Genomic DNA, 18,590 nt, shown 5'->3' on the forward strand with positions numbered 1-18,590 from the left:
GACGGGGGTGCGCACTATTCAATCAGTAGCGATTACCGGAAGGTGACCTGCGTTCCTCTGAGCGCGGGAGCACCGACCGTTGTGGTCCAGGACGGCACCGCATCGGGCTCGATTCCGGTGGCTCCTCCGTAGATGACCGCCAAGGTCTGTTGCTCGGTGACCGAGCCTGCGTACGAGGCGGGCACGGGGGAGAACTGAGGAGCAGCAAGCGTAGGAAGGTTCTGCTCACCGGGGTTCCGCGTGGGCACCTGGTACGACCCGTCGTTGGGTGCGCCGCCCGGATACTGGGGGAAGTACTCGCCGGCGAAGCGATCCAGCGGGTTGGGGCAACTCGGGGGACGGTTCTGCTCGAACAGCCTCGGTTCGTCCTGGTTCGGTAGATAGCGGCCCTTCGGGTTGACCAGCGGCATCGAGACGTTGATGCCGGGGTACTCGTCGCCGACGCCGGTGACGATCCGGCCGCGACGTGCCCCCTCTGCGAACTGTGAGACGGTGCAGCCGAGAGCTGGGGAGAATTCGGCGAACACCTCGAGCGCCTCACGTGAGTTCGCCGCCAAGCCGATCAGCTGTGCAGAGTTCGCCTCCAGAAAGCCGGCCGTCGTGTTCGACGCCGAGGTGAGCGAGGCGTACAGCGTCTCGAGGGTCGGACGCTTCTCGACGACGGTGTTGCCGGTGGTCCGCAGGTTGTCCAGCGCGTTGATCAACTCGGGGGCCGCATCGGAGTAGGTCTGCGAGAAATCTGCGAGACCACGCAGATCTTGCTGAATTGCGGGCAGTTCGGTGTTGAGCCCGGCAAAGATGTTCTCCAGGCGGTCGATCGTGAGTCCGATCTTCTCGCCCCGGCCGCTCAGGCCCTGCGCCAACGCGCCGAGGGTGTTCGAGAGGTCCTGCGGAGGGACGGCTTGGAGCAACGGCAACAGGCCGTCGAGCAGCTGTCCTACCTCTATGGCGTTGCCGCTGCGATCCTGTTTCAGGACGGTGCCCTCGCCGATCGGCGATGCCGGTGCGCCGTCCGGGAGTATCAGCGACACGTATCGCTCGCCGAACAGCGTCTTCGGGAGAAGCCGCGCGGTGACGTTCGACGGAATCATCTCGGCCATGTCCGGCTGAATCGCCAACTCGGAGGTCACGACGCCGTCGTTCGTCGTCGCCGATCGGACTTCGCCGACGATCATGCCGCGCACCTTGACATCGGCATTGCGGGGGAGCGCGTTGCCGACGCTGTCGGTTTCGAGGGAGACGGTCACGACGTCCTGGAACGTCTTGTTGTACGACGTGACGCTCCACCCGACGAACACGACGATGAGTACCACGAGGGCAAGTCCGAGAAGCCGGTTCTGCAGCGGCGAGGAGGTGCCGGTCACGGGAAGCACGGATCGAGAGCGTCAACCATGCCGCGAACATTAGTGGTACATGACGTCACACTTACTACTGCGCAACAGCTTGTGAGATGCACGTATCACCGTCGCAAATATGAGATGCAGCTCACTCCTCGGTGGCGGACCGGGCCCAATCGACGAACTGCCGGGTCGCGGGAGTGTGCTCGCCGGTCCTGTGCATCAAGGTGATGGAGTATGTCAGTGGTGGCGTCAGATCGATCGACCGGACATGAGCGAATGTGTCGAGGGGCAGAGAGCTGGGTACGAGCGCAGCACCCATGCCGGCGTCGACGAGGCTCGGTATCGTCATGATCGGCGTACCGGTCAACACGATGTGCGGGCGAGCGCCGGATCGCCGAAGTCGTTCCAGCGCATGTGCACTGGTGGTTTCGACGACACCGGCAATGAAGGGGAACTCACCCAACCAGTCGAGTCCGTGGTGATCGGTGATCCGAACATTCGACGGTGTCCATGCCGCGGGGACGATCAGCGTCAACTCCTGGCGTCCGACGTGGATGCCGAGCAGATCGGGCGGAGTGGGGAGACGCGGAATCAACGCCAAATCGGCTGCGCCGGATCGCAGAGATTCCATTGCTGCCGTTGCGGTCTCGACGCGTACAATGTGTACGTTCAGGCGCGGACGACCTCGTGTCACAGACGCGATCATGGTCGGCAGAACCGGTCCGATGTCGTCGGCCGGAGTCGATACCGTTACTGCCCCCGCCCGTCCGAGGGCGGCGTCGACGGCCAGGGCGGAGAACAGGTCCAGATCGTCCACGACTCGGCGGGCGGCGCGCACGACTTCCTGTCCCGCAGCGGTCGGCACGAGTCGCGTGCCGCGCCGCTCGAACACGGACAGTTGGGTCTGCTCCTCGAGTCGGGCGACAGCGCGCGAGAGCGTGGACGGACTGAGGCCGAGTTCGGTTGCCGCACCGGACATGGACCCTGCGTCGGCGACGGCAACGCACTGCCGCAGTAGCCGTGAAGAAAGCTCCATCGCGTCCCGTCGGTCGATGCCACCGAAGGCGCCCGACGCACCCCCGTGATGCTGCAGCTCTACCGAAGTGTTCACACTGATGCCGTGAACGTCACCACTTCGATGCTCGAGTGCTTCGTGGCCATCGTCGACGAGCACGGACTCGGTAACGCGGCTCGTGCACTCGGGGTAAGCCAACCGACGGTGTCCGGCATCGTGCGAAGTCTCGAGACCGAGCTGGGTGTCGAAATGTTTCGTCGTGAGGCCAACACGCTGGTTCTGAGCCCCGAAGGGGCTGCCTTGCTACCGCTTGCGCGTCGAACTGTACTCGACCATCGAGCGGTCGAGCGAGTGGTGGACGAGCTGCGGACGACGCGTCCCGGCGACGCGGCGCCGATCGTGCGTATCGCTGTGTCCGATCGCTCGATGACGCCGGAACTGATGGCGGGATTCGTCGCTGCGCGACCTGGTTCGAGAATCGACATCGTGTCGATCTCCGATCCTGTGGAAGCGCTGGCCCAGGTTCGGGCGGGGCAGATCGATTGCGCGGTGGTTCCCGATTCCGACGCGTCCATCGACCTCGTTCACGAGTACTTGCCCGATGATGTTCTCGTGCTTGCTCTTCCGCCCGGATCGAGACATGCAGGCACTCTCGACCAGCTCGACGCGGCGGTTCCGGTGGCGGTGCTTGCGTCGACACATCGCGCGGGCATCGATGTCGTCGACGCCCTGGCCGGGGTCGGGATCGTGGCGACAGTGGTGGTGAGCGGGGTATCGCAGCAGGCCCTGCCGGCGCTTGTCGCCCACGGAATCGGGGCGGCGGTCATGGCCGAGTCGATGGCGCGATCGGTGACTGCCGCGGGCGGTTGGGTTGTCCCGTGGTCGGCACCACCGTCCGAGCGCACCAGGCTCGTCTATTCGCCCAATTGGGTAGCACCGCTTATCAATTCGTTCATCGATCAACTTGTTCGCAATCGGTCTGTAGGTGCAAAAACGAATCATCCGTGACCGCCTGTGCGTTTTGGCTATGGCTTTGCGTCATTCCGTTGCCCTGGCTGGCTGTCGGTGCCCTGTGTCACTTAATGTGGCGCGCAGCAGGATCAGGGGGCGATCGGCGGGGGAGTATTCATGGACGGAAATTTCCGGAGACAAGTGTGTTTCGATACGCAGAACGCACCTCTGATCTACCTATCGAAAGTGTTGTCCCACAACACTCTACGTTCGAGCGGTGCTGTCGATGGTTGCTGATGCCATGGGTCTGCAATGGACGTCTCCGGCGAAGTCGGATTGCGTCGTCGTTTCGACGCAACTACGCGATGTCGACGCCGCGATGAATCGTATTCTCGAACCGCACACCACTTTTCGCTCGATCTATGACCATGTTCTCTCGATACCGGGAAAACGTGTGCGCGCCGGGATGGTACTTGCGTGTGCGCAGCTTGCGCCGGACGCAGATGCGGTGCCGCTGCACGATGCGGTCGACATCGCAGCGGCTATCGAGATGTTGCACGAATCATCTCTGATGCACGACGACATCTGTGACGGCTCTGTGCTTCGTCGCGGCAACGCCTCCATTGCAGCCGGTTTCGGAGTTCGATTGGCTGCGTACGCGGGCTTCCATCTGGCCGGTACCGCACTGCGGGAAGTCGCACGAGTGCTCGACGCCAACCCTTCGGTGTTCGCCCGGATCGGTCACGTCGTCGGTGTGACGTATCTCGATGAACTGTCGGAGCTCTCCTACGGCCAGTTGATCGAGACCCTGCCGCCGGATCTCGACGTCGGCGCGCTCAGGAGGCATTACCGCGCGGTCGCCGGAGCCAAGACCGGGACTCTGTTCAGAGTCGCCTGCGCCTACGGCGGCACAGCGGGCGGAGTCGACGACGACGGACTGCGCAGTTTGATGAACTACGCGGATCATCTCGCATTGGCATTCCAGATCATGGACGACGTCCGCGACATCGAGGGCGGGCCGAACCTGGGTAAGGACGCCTGCGGAGACCTCGAACGCAGAGTGCCCACGTGGCCGGTGATCGAGTGGCTCGGTACCGATGCCCAAGCGTGGACGATGTGGCTCGACGAGTCGGTGTCCAGCCGTGACCTGCAGGCCGCTTTGACACACAGCGGAGCGATGTCCAGTGCGCGTGAGTTCGCCGATTCTGCGACGCGGCAGGCCTGCGCTGCAACCGAATGCTTCGTCGATTCACCTGCGCGAGAGCACTTGCGCACACTGGCCCGACGAGTTGTGCTCCGATGAGGCCCGCTCGTCTGGTGCTACTGGCCCGCGGCCTACGGGATCTTCGACGTGCAGTCGATCCGACTGTGCTCGTGCGGGCAGGCTCGGTGGACGCACTCGCCGAATCGGCACTGATACCCGCCGCACGAAATCTGGCCGTGGCAATCAACCTGCTACCGGAGACGCAGCGGGCCGAATCGACTGCGGCCGTGCTGGCCTGCCGAGTGCTCGACGCCTACGAGGATCTCTACTCGGGTTCGGTCGGCGCGGCGACGACGGTGCTCTGGGCTGCTCGCTATCTCGTGGGCGAGGACCCGGTTCCGCCGCCCCCGTTGCGTGCCCGAGTTCTGCGTGAGATCGATGCGGTGGATTCGATTCTGGCGGAACGGATCGCCGACGTACGGGCGTTGGTCGGTCGACTGCCGGCCGCCGGCGAGGCGCGCGTGCGAGAGTTGCTGATCGACGTTGCCACTGCGATGGCCGACAATCTCGACGTGCCGATGTCGCGGGTCACCTACGGCGAGAGAGTGCTCGGACGTGTTGTGGTCTATGCGTGCGCGGTGATCTGCGAGAACGACCCGGACGTCGGCACCGAGGACATCGTCGAGCTGGCCCACTGTGTCGGAGCCGCAGCGCAGCTGGCGAACGATCTCCGCGATCAGGAAATCGAGTTGTACGGGGTGGGTACCAGTGCCGAGTTGACGCACGAGATCGTCCTGCGCTTGTTGACACCGGCACTCGGTGCGTTCGCGCTGTTGTCGCATCTGGGTCGGCGGACCCGAAGCAAGGGTGCCCGTGCGGCCGTGGCCTACATGTCGATCACGACGACCGCCTTCTTCTGCAGCGCGGTGGGAGTGCGAAATCCGTATTCCCGGAGACTGCGTCTGCTCGGTGCGGTGGTGGCGGCCGGCGGTACCGACCGATGGGAGGCCATGCTCGATCGCTTGCGTGAGTCGGTGGACGCAACGGTCGAGTTCCTGCTCGACTCGTCTGATCGGGGAAGGCAAGAGTCGCCGGACAACCTGTTCCCACGCCTCGATACGCACTCGCAGGGCACCTCGATGGGGGCGATCGTCGTGGACTCGGCCATGGCGCTCGTCGACGCGCTGCCTACCGGAGCGATGCGCGGCGAGCTGGCCGACGACCAGATCCGCCGGATGATGATTGCCGACCATCTCGCGTTCGGATCACTCGAGCGAATGCACCCCGGCGACAGCAATGCCATGCACCTTCTCGGCACTCGGTTTCAGACCGCTGCGATGTCCCGGATGGCACCGCATCTCCCATTCGATTCTGAAAGGCAATCATGACTGCGGTGACACCCCGGAACGAGACCGGTACGACCGGCGAACCGAAAGATCCGATCAGCAGACGCATCTTCCGTCTCGAGAATCCGGCGAACGTGGGTCCGCTCGTCCACATCGCCCTGTGGCTCGGGCTCCTCGCCTTCGGACTGTTCGCGCCGATCGCCCAACGCTGGTATGTCGCAGTGCCCCTCGTGATCATCCTGACTCTGCTGAGCTTCTCCTTGACCATCGGGGTGATGCACATGCACACTCATCGCCCGCTGTTCGTCTCACGCCGGGCCAATCGCGTAGTGGATATCCTGTGTTCTCTCCCCGCCTCCTTGACGGCGGCCGAGATGCGCGAGGTACACGTGCTCAATCATCACCGATACAACGACGGCCCAGGAGACGTGACGTCCACCGAGGGGCGGGAGCACGGTCTGGGTGCCGTCGCATACTGGTTCCGGTACGGCTCGGTCGTCAAGATGCACACGATCCGTGAACTGTTCGCCACCGAGGTGTCGGACGGCAGACGTAAACGGCGTCGCCAGTTCTTGTTGGATTGCGCTGTTGCACTGACCTTCATCGTCGCCACCTGGTACCTCGCGGGAACGGGTCCGTTCGTGGTGTTCTACTGGATTCCGTTCCTGATCACACAGGTCAATTCCGGATACTTCGCCTGGCTCACCCATGCCCCGGCCCGAGGCTTCGAGGACGACCCGAGCAAGTCGCTGAACACGGCCGGAAACTGGCTCAACTTCTTCATCTTCAATCAGGGATATCACAGTGTGCACCATCGCTATCCCGGTGTGCACTGGAGCGTCATTCCGGACAAGCTCGTGTTCATGCGCGACGTGGAGCCGGAGGTCATCGTTCCCTACTGGATGACGATCCAGTCCGCATGGCGGCTGGCGATCCCTGGCGCGTTCCTGGACGCAACGTACGGTGAGCGCTGGAAAGCCAAGCTGGAGAGCAAGATCGAAGCAGGCACCGTGCGGCCGCGAGTTCTGCGCTGGTTTGCATGGATCTGATTCCCGGGCCGCAGATTCACGCGACCCTGCGCGATCGAACTCGGCTGCTGCCCTTTCTCGTTGCTCTGACCGGTTACGCGATCGCCGGCATGACGGTCCCGGTGCTGTTGCTCTTCTCCGGTGGTCGGGTGCTGCCCAAGACGGTCGACGACGGTCCGTACATGTCGACGTGGCTTGCCGTCCTCATCGACCTGGCGCTGATCGCACTGTTCGGGCTGCAGCACTCGGGGATGGCGAGACCGTCGTTCAAGGCGTGGCTCACCCGGCGAGTACCCGAGGCACTCGAACGCACCGTCTACATCTTCATGGTGAGCACGGTGGTCTGGGTCCTCGTCCTGGCATGGCAGCCCATCCCGTACCGACTGTGGTCGATCGACGGTATCGCCGGCCGCGTGCTCGATTCCGCCTTCTGGCTGGGCGTGGTCCTGGTCTACATCGCAACCCTGTTGCTCGACCACTTCCACCTGTTGGGCCTGCGACAGGCGTACCGCGAGTACGTCATCCAAGCCCCCGACGCCACCGCGGATCGATTGCAGATTCACGGGCCCTATCGGCTGGTGCGTCACCCGCTGATGACCGGACTGCTGCTGACCTTCTGGGCCGCAAGCGAGATGACGGTCGGGCATCTGCTGTGGGCGGGCGGTCTCACCGGCTACATCCTGCTGGGGACTGCGCTCGAGGAGCGGGACCTGCTGGCGAGGTTCGGCAGTTCGTACCGTGCCTACGCCGCCCGAGTACCGGCGTTCTTTCCGTCGCCGATGCGGGCGCTGCGCCGAACTCCACCACGTCCCGAGTCCGGACGATCCGAAGACACCATCCCCAGCGATACCGAAAGTGATTCCACACCATGGTCGTCCACGACACCGCAGTGACTCGTCCGCATCCGTCCGATTCTGCGCCGACCCCCGTGCGAGAGGTCGAGGTTGCGGTGATCGGCGGCGGTGTGGGCGGGATCGGGCTCGCAGTTGCACTGCGCAGACGCGGTATCGAGGACTTCGTCGTGCTCGAGCGCGGCAACGACTTCGGTGGAACTTGGCGCGACAACACGTATCCGGGTGCCGCGTGCGATGTTCCCTCGCATCTGTACTCGTTCTCGTTCGATCACAATCCGAACTGGTCGCAAACGTTCTCGACGCAGCCGGAAATCCAGAACTACATTCTCGGTGTAGCGGAGCGGCACAACATTCGGGAGAAGTTCTCCTTCGATCACGAATTGATCGCAGCCGATTGGGACGAACCGACGTCGAGGTGGATGCTGGCCACCACTCACGGGCCGATCAGTGCGAAAATAGTGGTCTCGGCCATGGGTGCACTGTGCGAGCCGAACATGCCGGACATCGAGGGACTCGATCGGTTCGACGGACCGATCTTCCACTCGGCGCAGTGGGACCACACCGTCGACCTCGCACACAAGCGAGTTGCGGTGATCGGTACCGGAGCCTCGGCAATTCAGATCGTGCCCGCAATCGCGAGCACAGTCGCTCATCTGGATGTCTTCCAGCGGACGGCACCGTGGATCTTCCCGCGGCTGCTCCGTAAGTACAGCAGGCTCGAGAGGTTCGCCTTTCGCCGAGTTCCTGGTCTCACCAGCGTTTTTCGGTCGATTCTCTACCTGCTGCGCGAGATCTACGCGATCGTGCTCATCAAGTTTCCGCCGGCAACTGCGGGCCTCGGACTGATCGCGGCGGTCAAGATGAGGATCGAGGTTCGAGACCGCGCCCTGCGAGCTCGCGTCACTCCCGAATTTCGCGTCGGCTGCCAGCGGATGCTGTCCTCGAACGAATATTATCCGGCTCTCGGCCGCGAGAACGTCGATCTTGTCAGCTCCGGAATTGCCGGTGTGCAGAAGGATTCGATCGTGACGGTCGACGGCACCGTGCGCCCGGTCGATGCGATCGTGGTCGCCACCGGCTTTCGCATCACCGACTCGCCGGCGTTCGAGCTCTTTCGCGGCCGGGGTGGTCGGACGTTGACCCAGATATACGAGGAACACGGAGTCACCGCCTACAAGGGCACCGCCGTAGCCGGGTTCCCGAACATGTTCGTCCTCCTCGGGCCGAACTCGGGGCTGGGTTACTCCTCGGCCATCTACATGATCGAGTCGCAGATCAACTACGTCGTCGAGGCGGTCGCGGCCGTCCACGATTCACAGGTCGCCAGCGTCGAGGTGCGCCCCGAGGTGCAGGAACTCTACAACCGCGATCTTCAGCAGAAGATGCGCACGAGCGTGTGGGTGACCGGCGGTTGTCGAAGTTGGTTCCTCGACAGCACCGGTCGCAATGTCGCGCTGTGGCCCGATTTCAGTTTTCGATTCCGAAAGCAACTACGCACGTTCGACATCGAGTCCTACGACGTGGTGCAGCGTGCCGAATCACTCACGGCCGGCGTGAGCGCAACACCAGGTTCGCGGCGCTGATGTCGTCGATCACCAGATCGGTGATCAGACCACCACGCAGGGCCGCGGTGAGGGCGTCGAGCTTGGATTCCCCGGCCACGATCGCGACCCGGCGTGGAACAGCTTTGAGTCGGTCGAGGCTGGGCCCGCTGGACCTGTCGTTGAGCGCGATGCGGTCGTAACTGCCGTCGGAGCGCAGGAATACGGTGGCGATGTCGCCGACCACGCCGTCCCGTCGGAGTTCGGCACCGTCCTCGGGTTCGAGATAGCCGGCGCTGTACACGTGGCTCGGCACGGCTCCGCTCATGACGCCGATGCTGAACACGGCCAGGTTCATCCGATCCTGTAGCTCGAGTACTCGCTTGATGCTGCGTTCACGCCACAGGTGTCGGCGGGTCTCGGGGTAATCGAAGAACGCCGGGACCGGAAAACCCTGTGCCACAGCCCCGTACGCGTCAGCGAAGGTTTTGATGATGTCGGTTGCGTAGGAGACTCCGGTGGTGCGGGTGTTGGCCGCCCCGTTGAGCTGCACGACGGTCGAGTTGTGGGTTCTCTTGGGGGCCAGCTTGCGGCTGACGGCGCTGACGGTTGTTCCCCAGGCAACACCCATCACCATGTCGGACTCGAAGAACGATGTCAGCAGTCGGCCGGCGAACGTGGCGACACGATCGAGACGCTGCAATTCGTCCACCGTCTCCGAGACGGGGACGACGTGTGCACGGATGTCGTACAGATCGGCGAATGCCTGCTCGATTCGCGGTGCCTGACCGAGCGGTGTGGAGATCTTGATTTCCACCAATCCCGACGCCCGAGCGAAGGTGATCAAACGCGAGACCGTCGAACGAGAGACCCCCAGCTCACGGCCGATTGCCGCCATCGTCATGTCCTGGAAGTAATAAAGCCGCGCGGCCTGGGTGGCGTGGCCGGTCCGCAGGTCGGATTCGGGAGTGATGTCGGGTTCCGTCACCGGCACCAGTGTACGACCGAATTGCACGTATGTGCACCAGCTGTGCAACGCAGTGCAGGACGTCTACCGTGGCAAACAGCACGCAATGTGGCGTGCATCACCAACTTTGCGGAGGCTACACAATGGCTCGTAAGGAACCGGAATGGGGACTGCCGGCGCATATGGCTGCCGAGTTCGCCGGAACCATGATTCTCATTCTGTTCGGCGTCGGCGTCGTCGCGCAGGTCGTCTCGGGGGGTGAATCGGGAAGTCTCGGTGACCACGACTCGATTGCCTGGGCATGGGGCCTGGGTGTGATGTTCGGTATCTACGTTGCCGGCCGCATCACCGGCGCGCACCTCAACCCCGCGGTCACGATCACGTTCGCACTCTTCCGTGGATTCAGCTGGAAGATGGTTGCGCCGTACATTCTCGCGCAGACCGCAGGTGCCTTCGTGGCCGCACTGCTGGTGCGCTGGAACTACAACGACATGCTCAACGCAGTCGACCCGGGGCACACCACTCTCACCCAGGGGATCTTCTCGACGCTTCCCGGTAACGGAACCCTGCCGGTCAGCGTGTCCTCGGCATTGATCGACCAGATCATCGGTACCGCGATCCTGCTGTTCCTCATTGTGGCCGTCACCGATTCTCTCGGGACCGCACCGATGGCCAACATGGCTCCGCTGATCGTCGGCCTCATCGTCGTCGCCATCGGCTTCGCATGGGCCACCAACGCCGGATACGCGATCAATCCGGCCCGAGATTTCGGACCTCGCCTGGCGTCGTACATCACCGGATACGGTGGAGCATGGCGTGATCAATACGGCGGCCTGTACTTCTGGGTCCCGATCGTCGGACCTCTCGTAGGCGGACCGATTGGAGTGTTCCTGTACGACCTGCTGATCGGAAAGAACCTACGCAAGCAAGAAGGTTCGGCACCCGAACCGCCGTCACGACTCCCAGCCGACACCCAGACCACAGGAGAAAAGTCATGAGCGAGTTCGAAGGAAAGTACGTCGCCGCGATCGATCAGGGAACCACGTCGTCACGGTGCATGATCTTCGACCACGCGGGCACCGTCGTCGCCGTCGATCAGAAGGAACACAAGCAGATATTTCCTCAGGCCGGCTGGGTCGAGCACGACGCGTCGGAGATCTGGGACAACGTTCGCGCCGTCGCGGCCGGTGCCATGGCCGCAGCGGACCTGACGCGCGAGGACATCGCCGCCGTCGGTATCACCAATCAGCGTGAGACGGCGCTCGTGTGGGAGCGCGAGACGGGCAAGCCGATCTACAACGCCATCGTCTGGCAGGACACCCGCACCGATCGCATCGCCACCGCGCTGGGCGGCGGCGACGCCAACAAGTACACCGCCAAGACCGGTCTGCCCCTGGCCACCTACTTCTCCGGCCCGAAGATCAAGTGGATCCTCGACAACGTCGACGGGGCACGCGCGAAAGCCGAAGCGGGAGAACTGTGTTTCGGCAACATGGACACCTGGGTGTTGTGGAACATGACCGGCGGAACCGACGGCGGGTTGCACTACACCGATCCGACCAACGCCTCACGCACCCTGCTGATGGACCTCGACTCCCTGCAGTGGGACGAGGGTATCTGCGCCGACATGGACATTCCGATGTCGATGCTGCCCGAGATTCGATCCAGCTCCGAGGTGTACGGCACCGGCCGCGAGCGTGGACCGTTCCGCGGAGTGCCGATCTCCGGCATCCTCGGCGATCAGCAGGCGGCCACCTTCGGCCAGGCCTGCCTGTCCCCCGGTGAAGCCAAGAATACTTACGGCACAGGCAATTTCGTGCTGCTGAACACCGGCACCGAAAAGGTCATGAGCAAGAACGGATTGCTCACCACGGTCTGCTACAAGATCGGCGACCAGCCGACGATCTATGCGCTCGAAGGCTCCATCGCCGTGACAGGCTCGCTCGTGCAGTGGCTCCGCGACAACCTCGGCATGATCTCCTCCGCCGCGGACATCGAAACCGACGCACGCTCGGTGGACGACAACGGCGGTGCGTACTTCGTCCCCGCATTCTCCGGACTCTTCGCCCCGCACTGGCGCGCGGATGCCCGCGGTGCCATCGTGGGATTGACGCGGTTCGTCAACAAGGGTCATCTGGCCCGTGCCGTGCTCGAAGCCACCGCATACCAGACGCGTGAAGTGATCGAGGCCATGAATGCGGACTCCGGTGTCGATCTCGAGGTACTCAAGGTCGACGGCGGAATGGTCGTGAACGAACTGCTGATGCAGTTCCAGTCCGACATCCTCAACGTCGACGTGGTGCGTCCCGTCGTGGCCGAAACCACTGCTCTCGGAGCGGCATACGCCGCCGGTCTCGCCGTAGGCTATTGGGAGAGCGAGGACGACATCCGCCAGAACTGGGCCGAGGACAAGACATGGACCCCGTCCATGGACGAAGACCAACGGGCCAAGCTGTACGCCGGTTGGAAGAAAGCAGTAACACGTACTCTCGATTGGGTTGATGAAGAATGAGTTCCACCACAACGGCTTTGAGTCCCACCGCGCGCGCCGATGCGATCGCACGAATGGAAGCCGAAGAGCTGGACATCCTGGTGATCGGCGGCGGCGTCGTCGGCGCGGGAACGGCGTTGGACGCAGTGACCCGCGGACTGAAGGTAGGCCTGCTCGAAGCGCGGGACTACGCGGCCGGCACGTCCAGCCGCTCCAGCAAGCTCTTCCACGGCGGTCTGCGCTATCTCGAACAGTTCAACTTCGCGTTGGTGTTCGAGGCATTGAAGGAACGGTCGCTGGTACTGAACACACTGTGCCCGCACCTCGCTCGTCCGGTTCCGTTCATCTATCCGCTGGAGAAGGTGATCGATCGTCCGTACGTCGGGCTCGGGATCGGCGTCTACGACGTCATGGGTGCCGGACGCGGTGTCCCGAGTCACCACAAGCACCTCGGCAAGAAGAAGACGCTCGAGTCGTTCCCCTCGGGTAAGAGGTCGGCGATTCGTGGTGCGGTGAAGTTCTACGAGGGCCAGGTCGACGACGCCCGGCACACGATGATGATCGCTCGTACTGCGGCTGCGTACGGGGCATTGTGCGCCAACAGCACTCGCGTCACCGGCTTCCTTCGGGAGGACGACAAGGTTGTCGGCGTCGTGGCCAGCGATCTCGAAACGGGCCGCTCCTTCGAGGTCCGGGCCAAGCAGGTCATCAATGCTGCCGGTGTCTGGACCGACGAGGTGCAGCAGATGGTCGGTGGCCGTGGGCAATTCCAGGTCCGCGCCTCCAAGGGGGTGCACCTGGTGGTGCCGCGCAATCGCATCAACAGTGCCACCGGCATCATCACGCGCACCGAGAAGAGTCTGCTGTTCGTCATCCCGTGGGGCAGTCACTGGATCATCGGCACCACCGATACCGACTGGAAGCTCGATCTGGCTCACCCGGCGGCAAGCCAGAGCGACATCGACTACATCCTCGGACATGTGAACAAGCTGCTGGCCGATCCGCTGGATCGGACCGATGTGGTCGGCGTGTACGCCGGGCTGCGACCGTTGCTCTACGGCGAATCCGACTCCACCAGCACCCTTTCCCGGGAGCATGCGGTGTCCAGTCCGGTCCGCGGATTGACGGTCATCGCGGGTGGCAAGTACACCACTTACCGTGTGATGGCCAAGGATGCAGTCGATTCCGCGGTACACGGACTCGAGCGCACGGTGCCGAAGTGCGTCACCGAGAACATCCCGCTGGTCGGTGCCGACGGCTACCTCGGCGCGTTCAATGCCCGGGCGCTCACGGCCGAGCGCACCGGTATGCGCGTCTCTCGCGTCGAGCATCTGCTCGGTCGGTACGGCACTCTGATGGGTGAGTTGTTGGATCTCATCGATGCCGATCCGGAACTCGGTAAGCCTCTCGAAAGCGCACCGGAGTACCTGAAGGCCGAGGTCGTCTATGCCGCGAGTCATGAAGGCGCGCAGCATCTCGAGGACATCCTCACCCGCCGCACCCGCATCTCCATCGAGGTTCCCGATCGTGGTGAAGCGGCCGCCGACGAGGTGGCCCGGCTGGTGGCACCCATCCTGGCATGGGACGAGCAGCACGTTGCCGAGGAGATCGAGCACTATCGGCTTCGTGTTCTGGCAGAACGGGATTCGCAGGAGCAGCCCGATGACGATACTGCGGACGCAGCACGGCTCGGGGCACCGGATGTGCGTGCCGGGGTGAGCTGAGCGTCTCAGTCGAGTGGTTCGGTGAGGTAGCGCCGCAGTGTCGGCCCTACCCACCGGACCAACTGCTCGTGGCTCATCCCTGCCAGTGGCGACACCTGGAGGATGTAGCGAGCGAAGACCAGGCCGAGTACCTGGGTTCCAACGAGCGCAGCGCGTTCTGCGTGCCGGTCGACCGTGACGGCGGCCAGGGCAGGCGCTACCTGAGTGGCGAACACCTGTTGCATGGCCGTGGCGGCGGCGGCGTTGGTGGCGGCCGCGCGCATCAAGGCCAGGAAGGTGCCGTCATCCTCCCAGATCTGAAAGAACCTGGGCATCAACACTTCTGCGATTCTCTCGGGTGCGATGTCGGTCAGATCGGGAATGTCGAGCACGAAGGTGGCGGCTTCGGCGAACAGCGCTTCCTTGGTTCCGAAATACCGGACGACCATCGCAGCGTCGACGCCTGCAGTGCCGGCGACGGACCGCATGGTGGTGCGGTCGTAGCCGTCGGCCGCGAATTGTGCGCGGGCTGCGTCGAGAATGCGAGCCCGGGTGGCGGTCGCGGATCGAGGTTGTCGTTCGGTCATCTCCGTAGCCTAAGTCAACGAGCGTTGACCACTGCGCTCGACGGGTCTATCGTCGGAAGTCAACAAGCGTTGACCAAGAATTCGCTGACCCAGGAATTCGCTGACCACAGTGGGAGTGCGTCATGAACCATTCGGACGTGATCGTCGTCGGTGCAGGCCCGGCGGGCTGCATGCTGGCGGGGGAACTCGCCCGTGCCGGCCGCTCGGTGACGGTGCTCGAAAAACACGATGCACCGTCACCGCTGTCGCGCGCTTTCGGAGTACATGCCCGCACACTCGAGATTCTCGACAGTCGTGGTCTGGCCGCGGACCTTGTCGAGACCGGTGTGCATGCGTCGGGATTGAAACTGTGGAACGGTCTGTCCCTCGACCTCGGTGTACTACCGTCGAAGTTTCCATATCTTCTGGTCACGCCACAGATCAACGTGGACTCTCGACTCCAGGAGTACGCGTGGGCATCGGGTGCGCGGATTCTGCGCGGGGTGACCGTCACCGGTCTCGAGCAGGACGCAGATGGAGTCGTCGTGCGCGGTCGCGCGGCCGACGGCAGCGCTCAGGAATGGACGGCGTCGTACGCGGCCGGGACCGACGGGGTGCACAGCATCGTCCGTTCGTCGATAGGCCTCGACTTTCCCGGCAAGGAATTGCTGCGGTCGATCATGCTCGCGGATGTCCGGTTGACCGATCCGCCGAACGGTCTGATCAACATCGGCGCGGGCAAGGACTGTTTTGCGTTCGTCGCTCCCTTCGGCGACGGCTGGTTTCGAGTGATTGCCTGGGACCGGTCCGACACGGCAGATGCAGCTGCATCGGTCGACGCGGCGCAGCTTCGCGACGTGGTTTGCCGCGCGATCGGAACCGACTACGGCTGGACCGACGTGCGATGGAGTACGCGCTTCTCCTGCGATGAGAGGCAAGTCCGACACTACCGAGTGGGTCGGGTGTTTCTGGCCGGCGATGCTGCGCATGTACATTCGCCTGCCGGGGGACAGGGCATGAACACCGGAATCCAGGACGCGATGAACCTCGGTTGGAAGCTGGCGGCCGTCCTCGGTGGTGCCGACCGGAAGATCCTCGACACCTATCACGACGAGCGCCATCCCGTGGGAAAGCTGGTGCTGCGCAGCAGCGGCGCGACGATCCGCATGTTGTTGCTGCGCTCTGTGTTAGCGCAGAAGCTACGCAACATCGTGTCCGCACGGGTGCTTCGTAGGCGACGTGCAGTCGGCAAGATCGCGGGCATGTTCTCGGGCGTGGGGATTTCATACGCGCGCACCCGAGGTGACCATGCCCTGGTGGGGACCCGAGCTGTAAGGATCCCGCTGAACCAGGGCACGGTCACCGACCGGCTTCGTGCGCAAGACTTTCTTCTGATCGGTGAAAAGGGCTGCAGAAGGGCGGGTATCGCTCAACGCAGCGATGACGGCCCCGCCGTTCTCGTCCGGCCCGACGGCTATATCGCGTGGGCCGGACGCTCCGAATCAGCGGAGTGGCAAGAGGTTTTCCAGCGATGGACCGGTCAGCCCTGCAGCAACGTGAACGAATGCTCGCGGATCAGAATCGACGGCCCGCCCGCTTCGTAGGCCTGATCCGGATCACTCGAGGTGGACTGAGTCCAATGCCCCTCCGGCAGAGTGAACTCGACGGTTCCGGGCGAGGCATTGACCATCCAGGCGAACGACGCATCTCCCTCGCCTGCGCGCATGAGGACCAGGATGCTGTGTGCGTTGCCGTCGGACCAGTCCTCGTCGGACAACTTCTCGCCGTCGGCTCGGTAGAAATCGACGGTATCGGGTCCGACGCCCTCTTCCGCGGAATCGCTGTCGTGGCGGAACCACGTGGGACGTAGGGCCGGGTGCTCGGTGCGCAGCGCAATCAGGTGCGTGGTGAAGTCGATGAGATCCTGGTCGGCTGTGCTCCAGTCGAACCAGGAAACCTCGTTGTCCTGGCAGTACGCGTTGTTGTTGCCGCCCTGCGTGCGGCCCAGTTCATCGCCGCCGAGAATCATCGGCACGCCGGCCGAAAGCAGAAGCGTCGCAAGGTGATTACGTTGCTGTCGGGCGCGCAGTGCATTGACGCCCTCGTCGTCGGTCGGGCCCTCGGCACCGCAACCCCACGAGCGATTGTCGGACTCGCCGTCCTGACTGTCCTCGCCGTTCTCCTCGTTGTGCTTCTCGTCGTAGGAGTTCAAGTCCGCCAACGTGAATCCGTCGTGTGCGGTGATGAAGTTGACGCTCGCCAACGTGGGTCGACGGGTGCTCTCGTAGACGTCGGGGCTACCGGTGACGCGCTGCGCCAGGGCCGGCAGCGCGCCGCTCTCGCCGCGCCAGAAGTCACGAACGTCGTCGCGGAACTTGCCGTTCCACTCCGACCAGCGAGCCGGGAAGCCGCCCACCTGGTAACCCTGGGTGTCCCAGGGCTCGGCGATGAGTTTGACCGGGGCAAGAGTCGGATCCTGGTGCACCAGATCCAAGAACGCACTGTGCTTGTCCAAGCCGGAATCCTGGCGCGTCAAGGTACTCGCCAGATCGAACCGGAAGCCGTCGACGTGCATTTCCGTCACCCAGTACCGCAGGGAGTCCAGAATCAGCGCCAGTGCGGCGGGGTGACCGACGTTGAGGCTGTTGCCGGTGCCGGTGGTGTCGTAGTACGCACTTCGGTCGTCGTCGACCAGCCGGTAGTGCGAGCCGTTGTCGATTCCCTTGAGCGAGAGGGTCGGTCCGAGATGGTTGCCCTCGGCGGTGTGGTTGTAGACGACGTCGAGAATGACCTCGATACCGTTCTCGTGCATGGCCTTGACCAGAGCCTTGAACTCGTCCACCTGGCCGCCGGTGTCGCCAGTGCTGCTGTACTCGTTGTGCGGGGCGAAGAAGCCGATGGAGTTGTATCCCCAGTAATTACGTCGACCTTCTTCCAGCAGGTGTGAATCCTGGACGAATTGGTGGATCGGCAGTAGCTCGACTGCCGTGACTCCGATTCGCTTCAGATGCGCAATTGCGGCCGGGTGGGCCAGACCTGCATAAGTTCCTCGAATGTCCTCGGGCACATCAGGATTGGTTGCAGTGAAACCCTTGACGTGTACCTCGTAGACCACCGTGCGATCCAACGGTGTGCGCGGCGACTCGTCCCCGGACCAATCGAAATTCGACTGCACTGCAACGGAATACGGCATGTATGGAGCCGAGTCCTCGTCGTTGCGGGTCTCGGGCTCGGCGTGGAGGTGGCTGAACACCGATTCGTTCCAGTCGACCTGCCCGGTGATGGCGGTGGCGTAAGGGTCGAGGAGCAGCTTGGCAGAATTGTGCCGCAGGCCCGAGGCGGGATCCCATGGGCCGTCGACCCGGAGTCCGTAGCGGGCACCTGGCGTGACATCGGGAACCAGGTCGTGGAACACGTGGCCGGTGCGTAGCGTCAACGGAGTTGTACTGCGCTCTGTTCCATCGTCGTTCAGTACGACCACGGACACCGAGTCCGCCGTTTCGGAGTAGACGGCAAGGTTGGCACCGTCGTCGGACAGACGTGAGACGCCCAGGGGGTACGGGAGACTTGATGAGGAGGGCATG

At 63.5% G+C, this 18,590-nt stretch carries 15 protein-coding genes; 10 read left to right on the plus strand and 5 right to left on the minus strand.

The window, feature by feature from the left end; genetic code table 11:
• Nucleotides 1-32 precede the first annotated feature (32 nt).
• Together AC5WEY_RS06320 and AC5WEY_RS06325 are read right to left on the minus strand one after the other, a co-directional pair.
• Nucleotides 33-1,364, minus strand: coding sequence for an MCE family protein (locus tag AC5WEY_RS06320; RefSeq protein ID WP_495645136.1), 1,332 nt, complete (start codon nucleotides 1,362-1,364; stop codon nucleotides 33-35).
• Nucleotides 1,365-1,485: 121 nt separating this feature from the next.
• The gene (locus AC5WEY_RS06325; protein ID WP_495645137.1) at nucleotides 1,486-2,451 is read right to left on the minus strand and encodes a LysR family transcriptional regulator; all 966 of its coding nucleotides are present in this window, start codon (nucleotides 2,449-2,451) and stop codon (nucleotides 1,486-1,488) included.
• A 9-nt stretch (nucleotides 2,452-2,460) separates the two neighbouring features.
• Here AC5WEY_RS06325 and AC5WEY_RS06330 point away from each other — a divergent pair, with 9 nt between their 5' ends.
• The 6 genes from AC5WEY_RS06330 (at nucleotide 2,461) to AC5WEY_RS06355 (ending at nucleotide 9,321) form a co-directional block, all read left to right on the plus strand.
• Nucleotides 2,461-3,363 (plus strand): LysR family transcriptional regulator, encoded by a 903-nt coding sequence (locus AC5WEY_RS06330; RefSeq protein ID WP_495645138.1) that lies wholly within the window; start codon nucleotides 2,461-2,463, stop codon nucleotides 3,361-3,363.
• Between the two features lie 229 nt (nucleotides 3,364-3,592).
• On the plus strand, nucleotides 3,593-4,609 hold the full coding sequence (locus AC5WEY_RS06335; RefSeq protein WP_495645139.1) for a polyprenyl synthetase family protein: 1,017 nt from the start codon (nucleotides 3,593-3,595) through the stop codon (nucleotides 4,607-4,609).
• Nucleotides 4,606-5,898, plus strand: coding sequence for a squalene/phytoene synthase family protein (locus AC5WEY_RS06340; protein WP_495645140.1), 1,293 nt, complete (start codon nucleotides 4,606-4,608; stop codon nucleotides 5,896-5,898). The genes AC5WEY_RS06335 and AC5WEY_RS06340 overlap by 4 nt, the downstream gene beginning before the upstream one ends.
• Nucleotides 5,895-6,905: a fatty acid desaturase gene (locus tag AC5WEY_RS06345; RefSeq protein ID WP_495645141.1), complete on the plus strand. Its 1,011-nt coding sequence runs from the start codon at nucleotides 5,895-5,897 to the stop codon at nucleotides 6,903-6,905. Before AC5WEY_RS06340 ends, AC5WEY_RS06345 begins: the two co-directional genes overlap by 4 nt.
• Nucleotides 6,896-7,777 (plus strand): methyltransferase family protein, encoded by an 882-nt coding sequence (locus AC5WEY_RS06350; protein ID WP_495645142.1) that lies wholly within the window; start codon nucleotides 6,896-6,898, stop codon nucleotides 7,775-7,777. Before AC5WEY_RS06345 ends, AC5WEY_RS06350 begins: the two co-directional genes overlap by 10 nt.
• Complete coding sequence (locus AC5WEY_RS06355; RefSeq protein WP_495645143.1) at nucleotides 7,753-9,321, plus strand: flavin-containing monooxygenase; 1,569 nt, start codon at nucleotides 7,753-7,755, stop codon at nucleotides 9,319-9,321. The genes AC5WEY_RS06350 and AC5WEY_RS06355 overlap by 25 nt, the downstream gene beginning before the upstream one ends.
• On the opposite strand, the gene AC5WEY_RS06360 is transcribed toward AC5WEY_RS06355, so the two are convergent.
• Nucleotides 9,281-10,267 carry a sugar-binding transcriptional regulator gene (locus tag AC5WEY_RS06360; protein WP_156399460.1) on the minus strand — a complete coding sequence of 329 codons (987 nt, stop codon included), beginning with the start codon at nucleotides 10,265-10,267 and terminating at the stop codon, nucleotides 9,281-9,283. The two genes, AC5WEY_RS06355 and AC5WEY_RS06360, sit on opposite strands and share 41 nt — an antisense overlap.
• A 122-nt stretch (nucleotides 10,268-10,389) precedes the next feature.
• Between AC5WEY_RS06360 and AC5WEY_RS06365 the strand changes: the two genes are divergently transcribed.
• The 3 genes from AC5WEY_RS06365 to AC5WEY_RS06375 are packed head-to-tail and all read left to right on the plus strand — an operon-like array spanning nucleotide 10,390 to nucleotide 14,461.
• Nucleotides 10,390-11,244 carry an MIP/aquaporin family protein gene (locus AC5WEY_RS06365; RefSeq protein ID WP_057477005.1) on the plus strand — a complete coding sequence of 285 codons (855 nt, stop codon included), beginning with the start codon at nucleotides 10,390-10,392 and terminating at the stop codon, nucleotides 11,242-11,244.
• Nucleotides 11,241-12,758, plus strand: coding sequence for a glycerol kinase GlpK (gene glpK / locus AC5WEY_RS06370; protein WP_495645144.1), 1,518 nt, complete (start codon nucleotides 11,241-11,243; stop codon nucleotides 12,756-12,758). Before AC5WEY_RS06365 ends, glpK begins: the two co-directional genes overlap by 4 nt.
• A complete protein-coding gene (locus tag AC5WEY_RS06375) occupies nucleotides 12,755-14,461 on the plus strand; it encodes a glycerol-3-phosphate dehydrogenase/oxidase (RefSeq protein WP_495645145.1) in 1,707 nt (568 codons plus the stop codon). The genes glpK and AC5WEY_RS06375 overlap by 4 nt, the downstream gene beginning before the upstream one ends.
• Nucleotides 14,462-14,466: 5 nt before the next feature.
• Here AC5WEY_RS06375 and AC5WEY_RS06380 read toward each other — a convergent pair whose 3' ends face one another.
• Nucleotides 14,467-15,027 carry a TetR/AcrR family transcriptional regulator gene (locus AC5WEY_RS06380; protein ID WP_495645146.1) on the minus strand — a complete coding sequence of 187 codons (561 nt, stop codon included), beginning with the start codon at nucleotides 15,025-15,027 and terminating at the stop codon, nucleotides 14,467-14,469.
• Between the two features lie 122 nt (nucleotides 15,028-15,149).
• On the opposite strand from AC5WEY_RS06380, the gene AC5WEY_RS06385 reads away from it, so the two are divergent.
• Complete coding sequence (locus AC5WEY_RS06385) at nucleotides 15,150-16,610, plus strand: FAD-dependent oxidoreductase (RefSeq protein ID WP_495645147.1); 1,461 nt, start codon at nucleotides 15,150-15,152, stop codon at nucleotides 16,608-16,610.
• Here the strand turns inward: AC5WEY_RS06385 and glgX are convergent.
• Nucleotides 16,547-18,589, minus strand: coding sequence for a glycogen debranching protein GlgX (gene glgX / locus AC5WEY_RS06390; RefSeq protein WP_057477011.1), 2,043 nt, complete (start codon nucleotides 18,587-18,589; stop codon nucleotides 16,547-16,549). The genes AC5WEY_RS06385 and glgX overlap by 64 nt on opposite strands.
• Between the last annotated feature and the right edge of the window lies 1 nt (nucleotide 18,590).

The sequence above is a fragment of the Rhodococcoides sp. S146-33 genome (genome assembly GCF_059489205.1).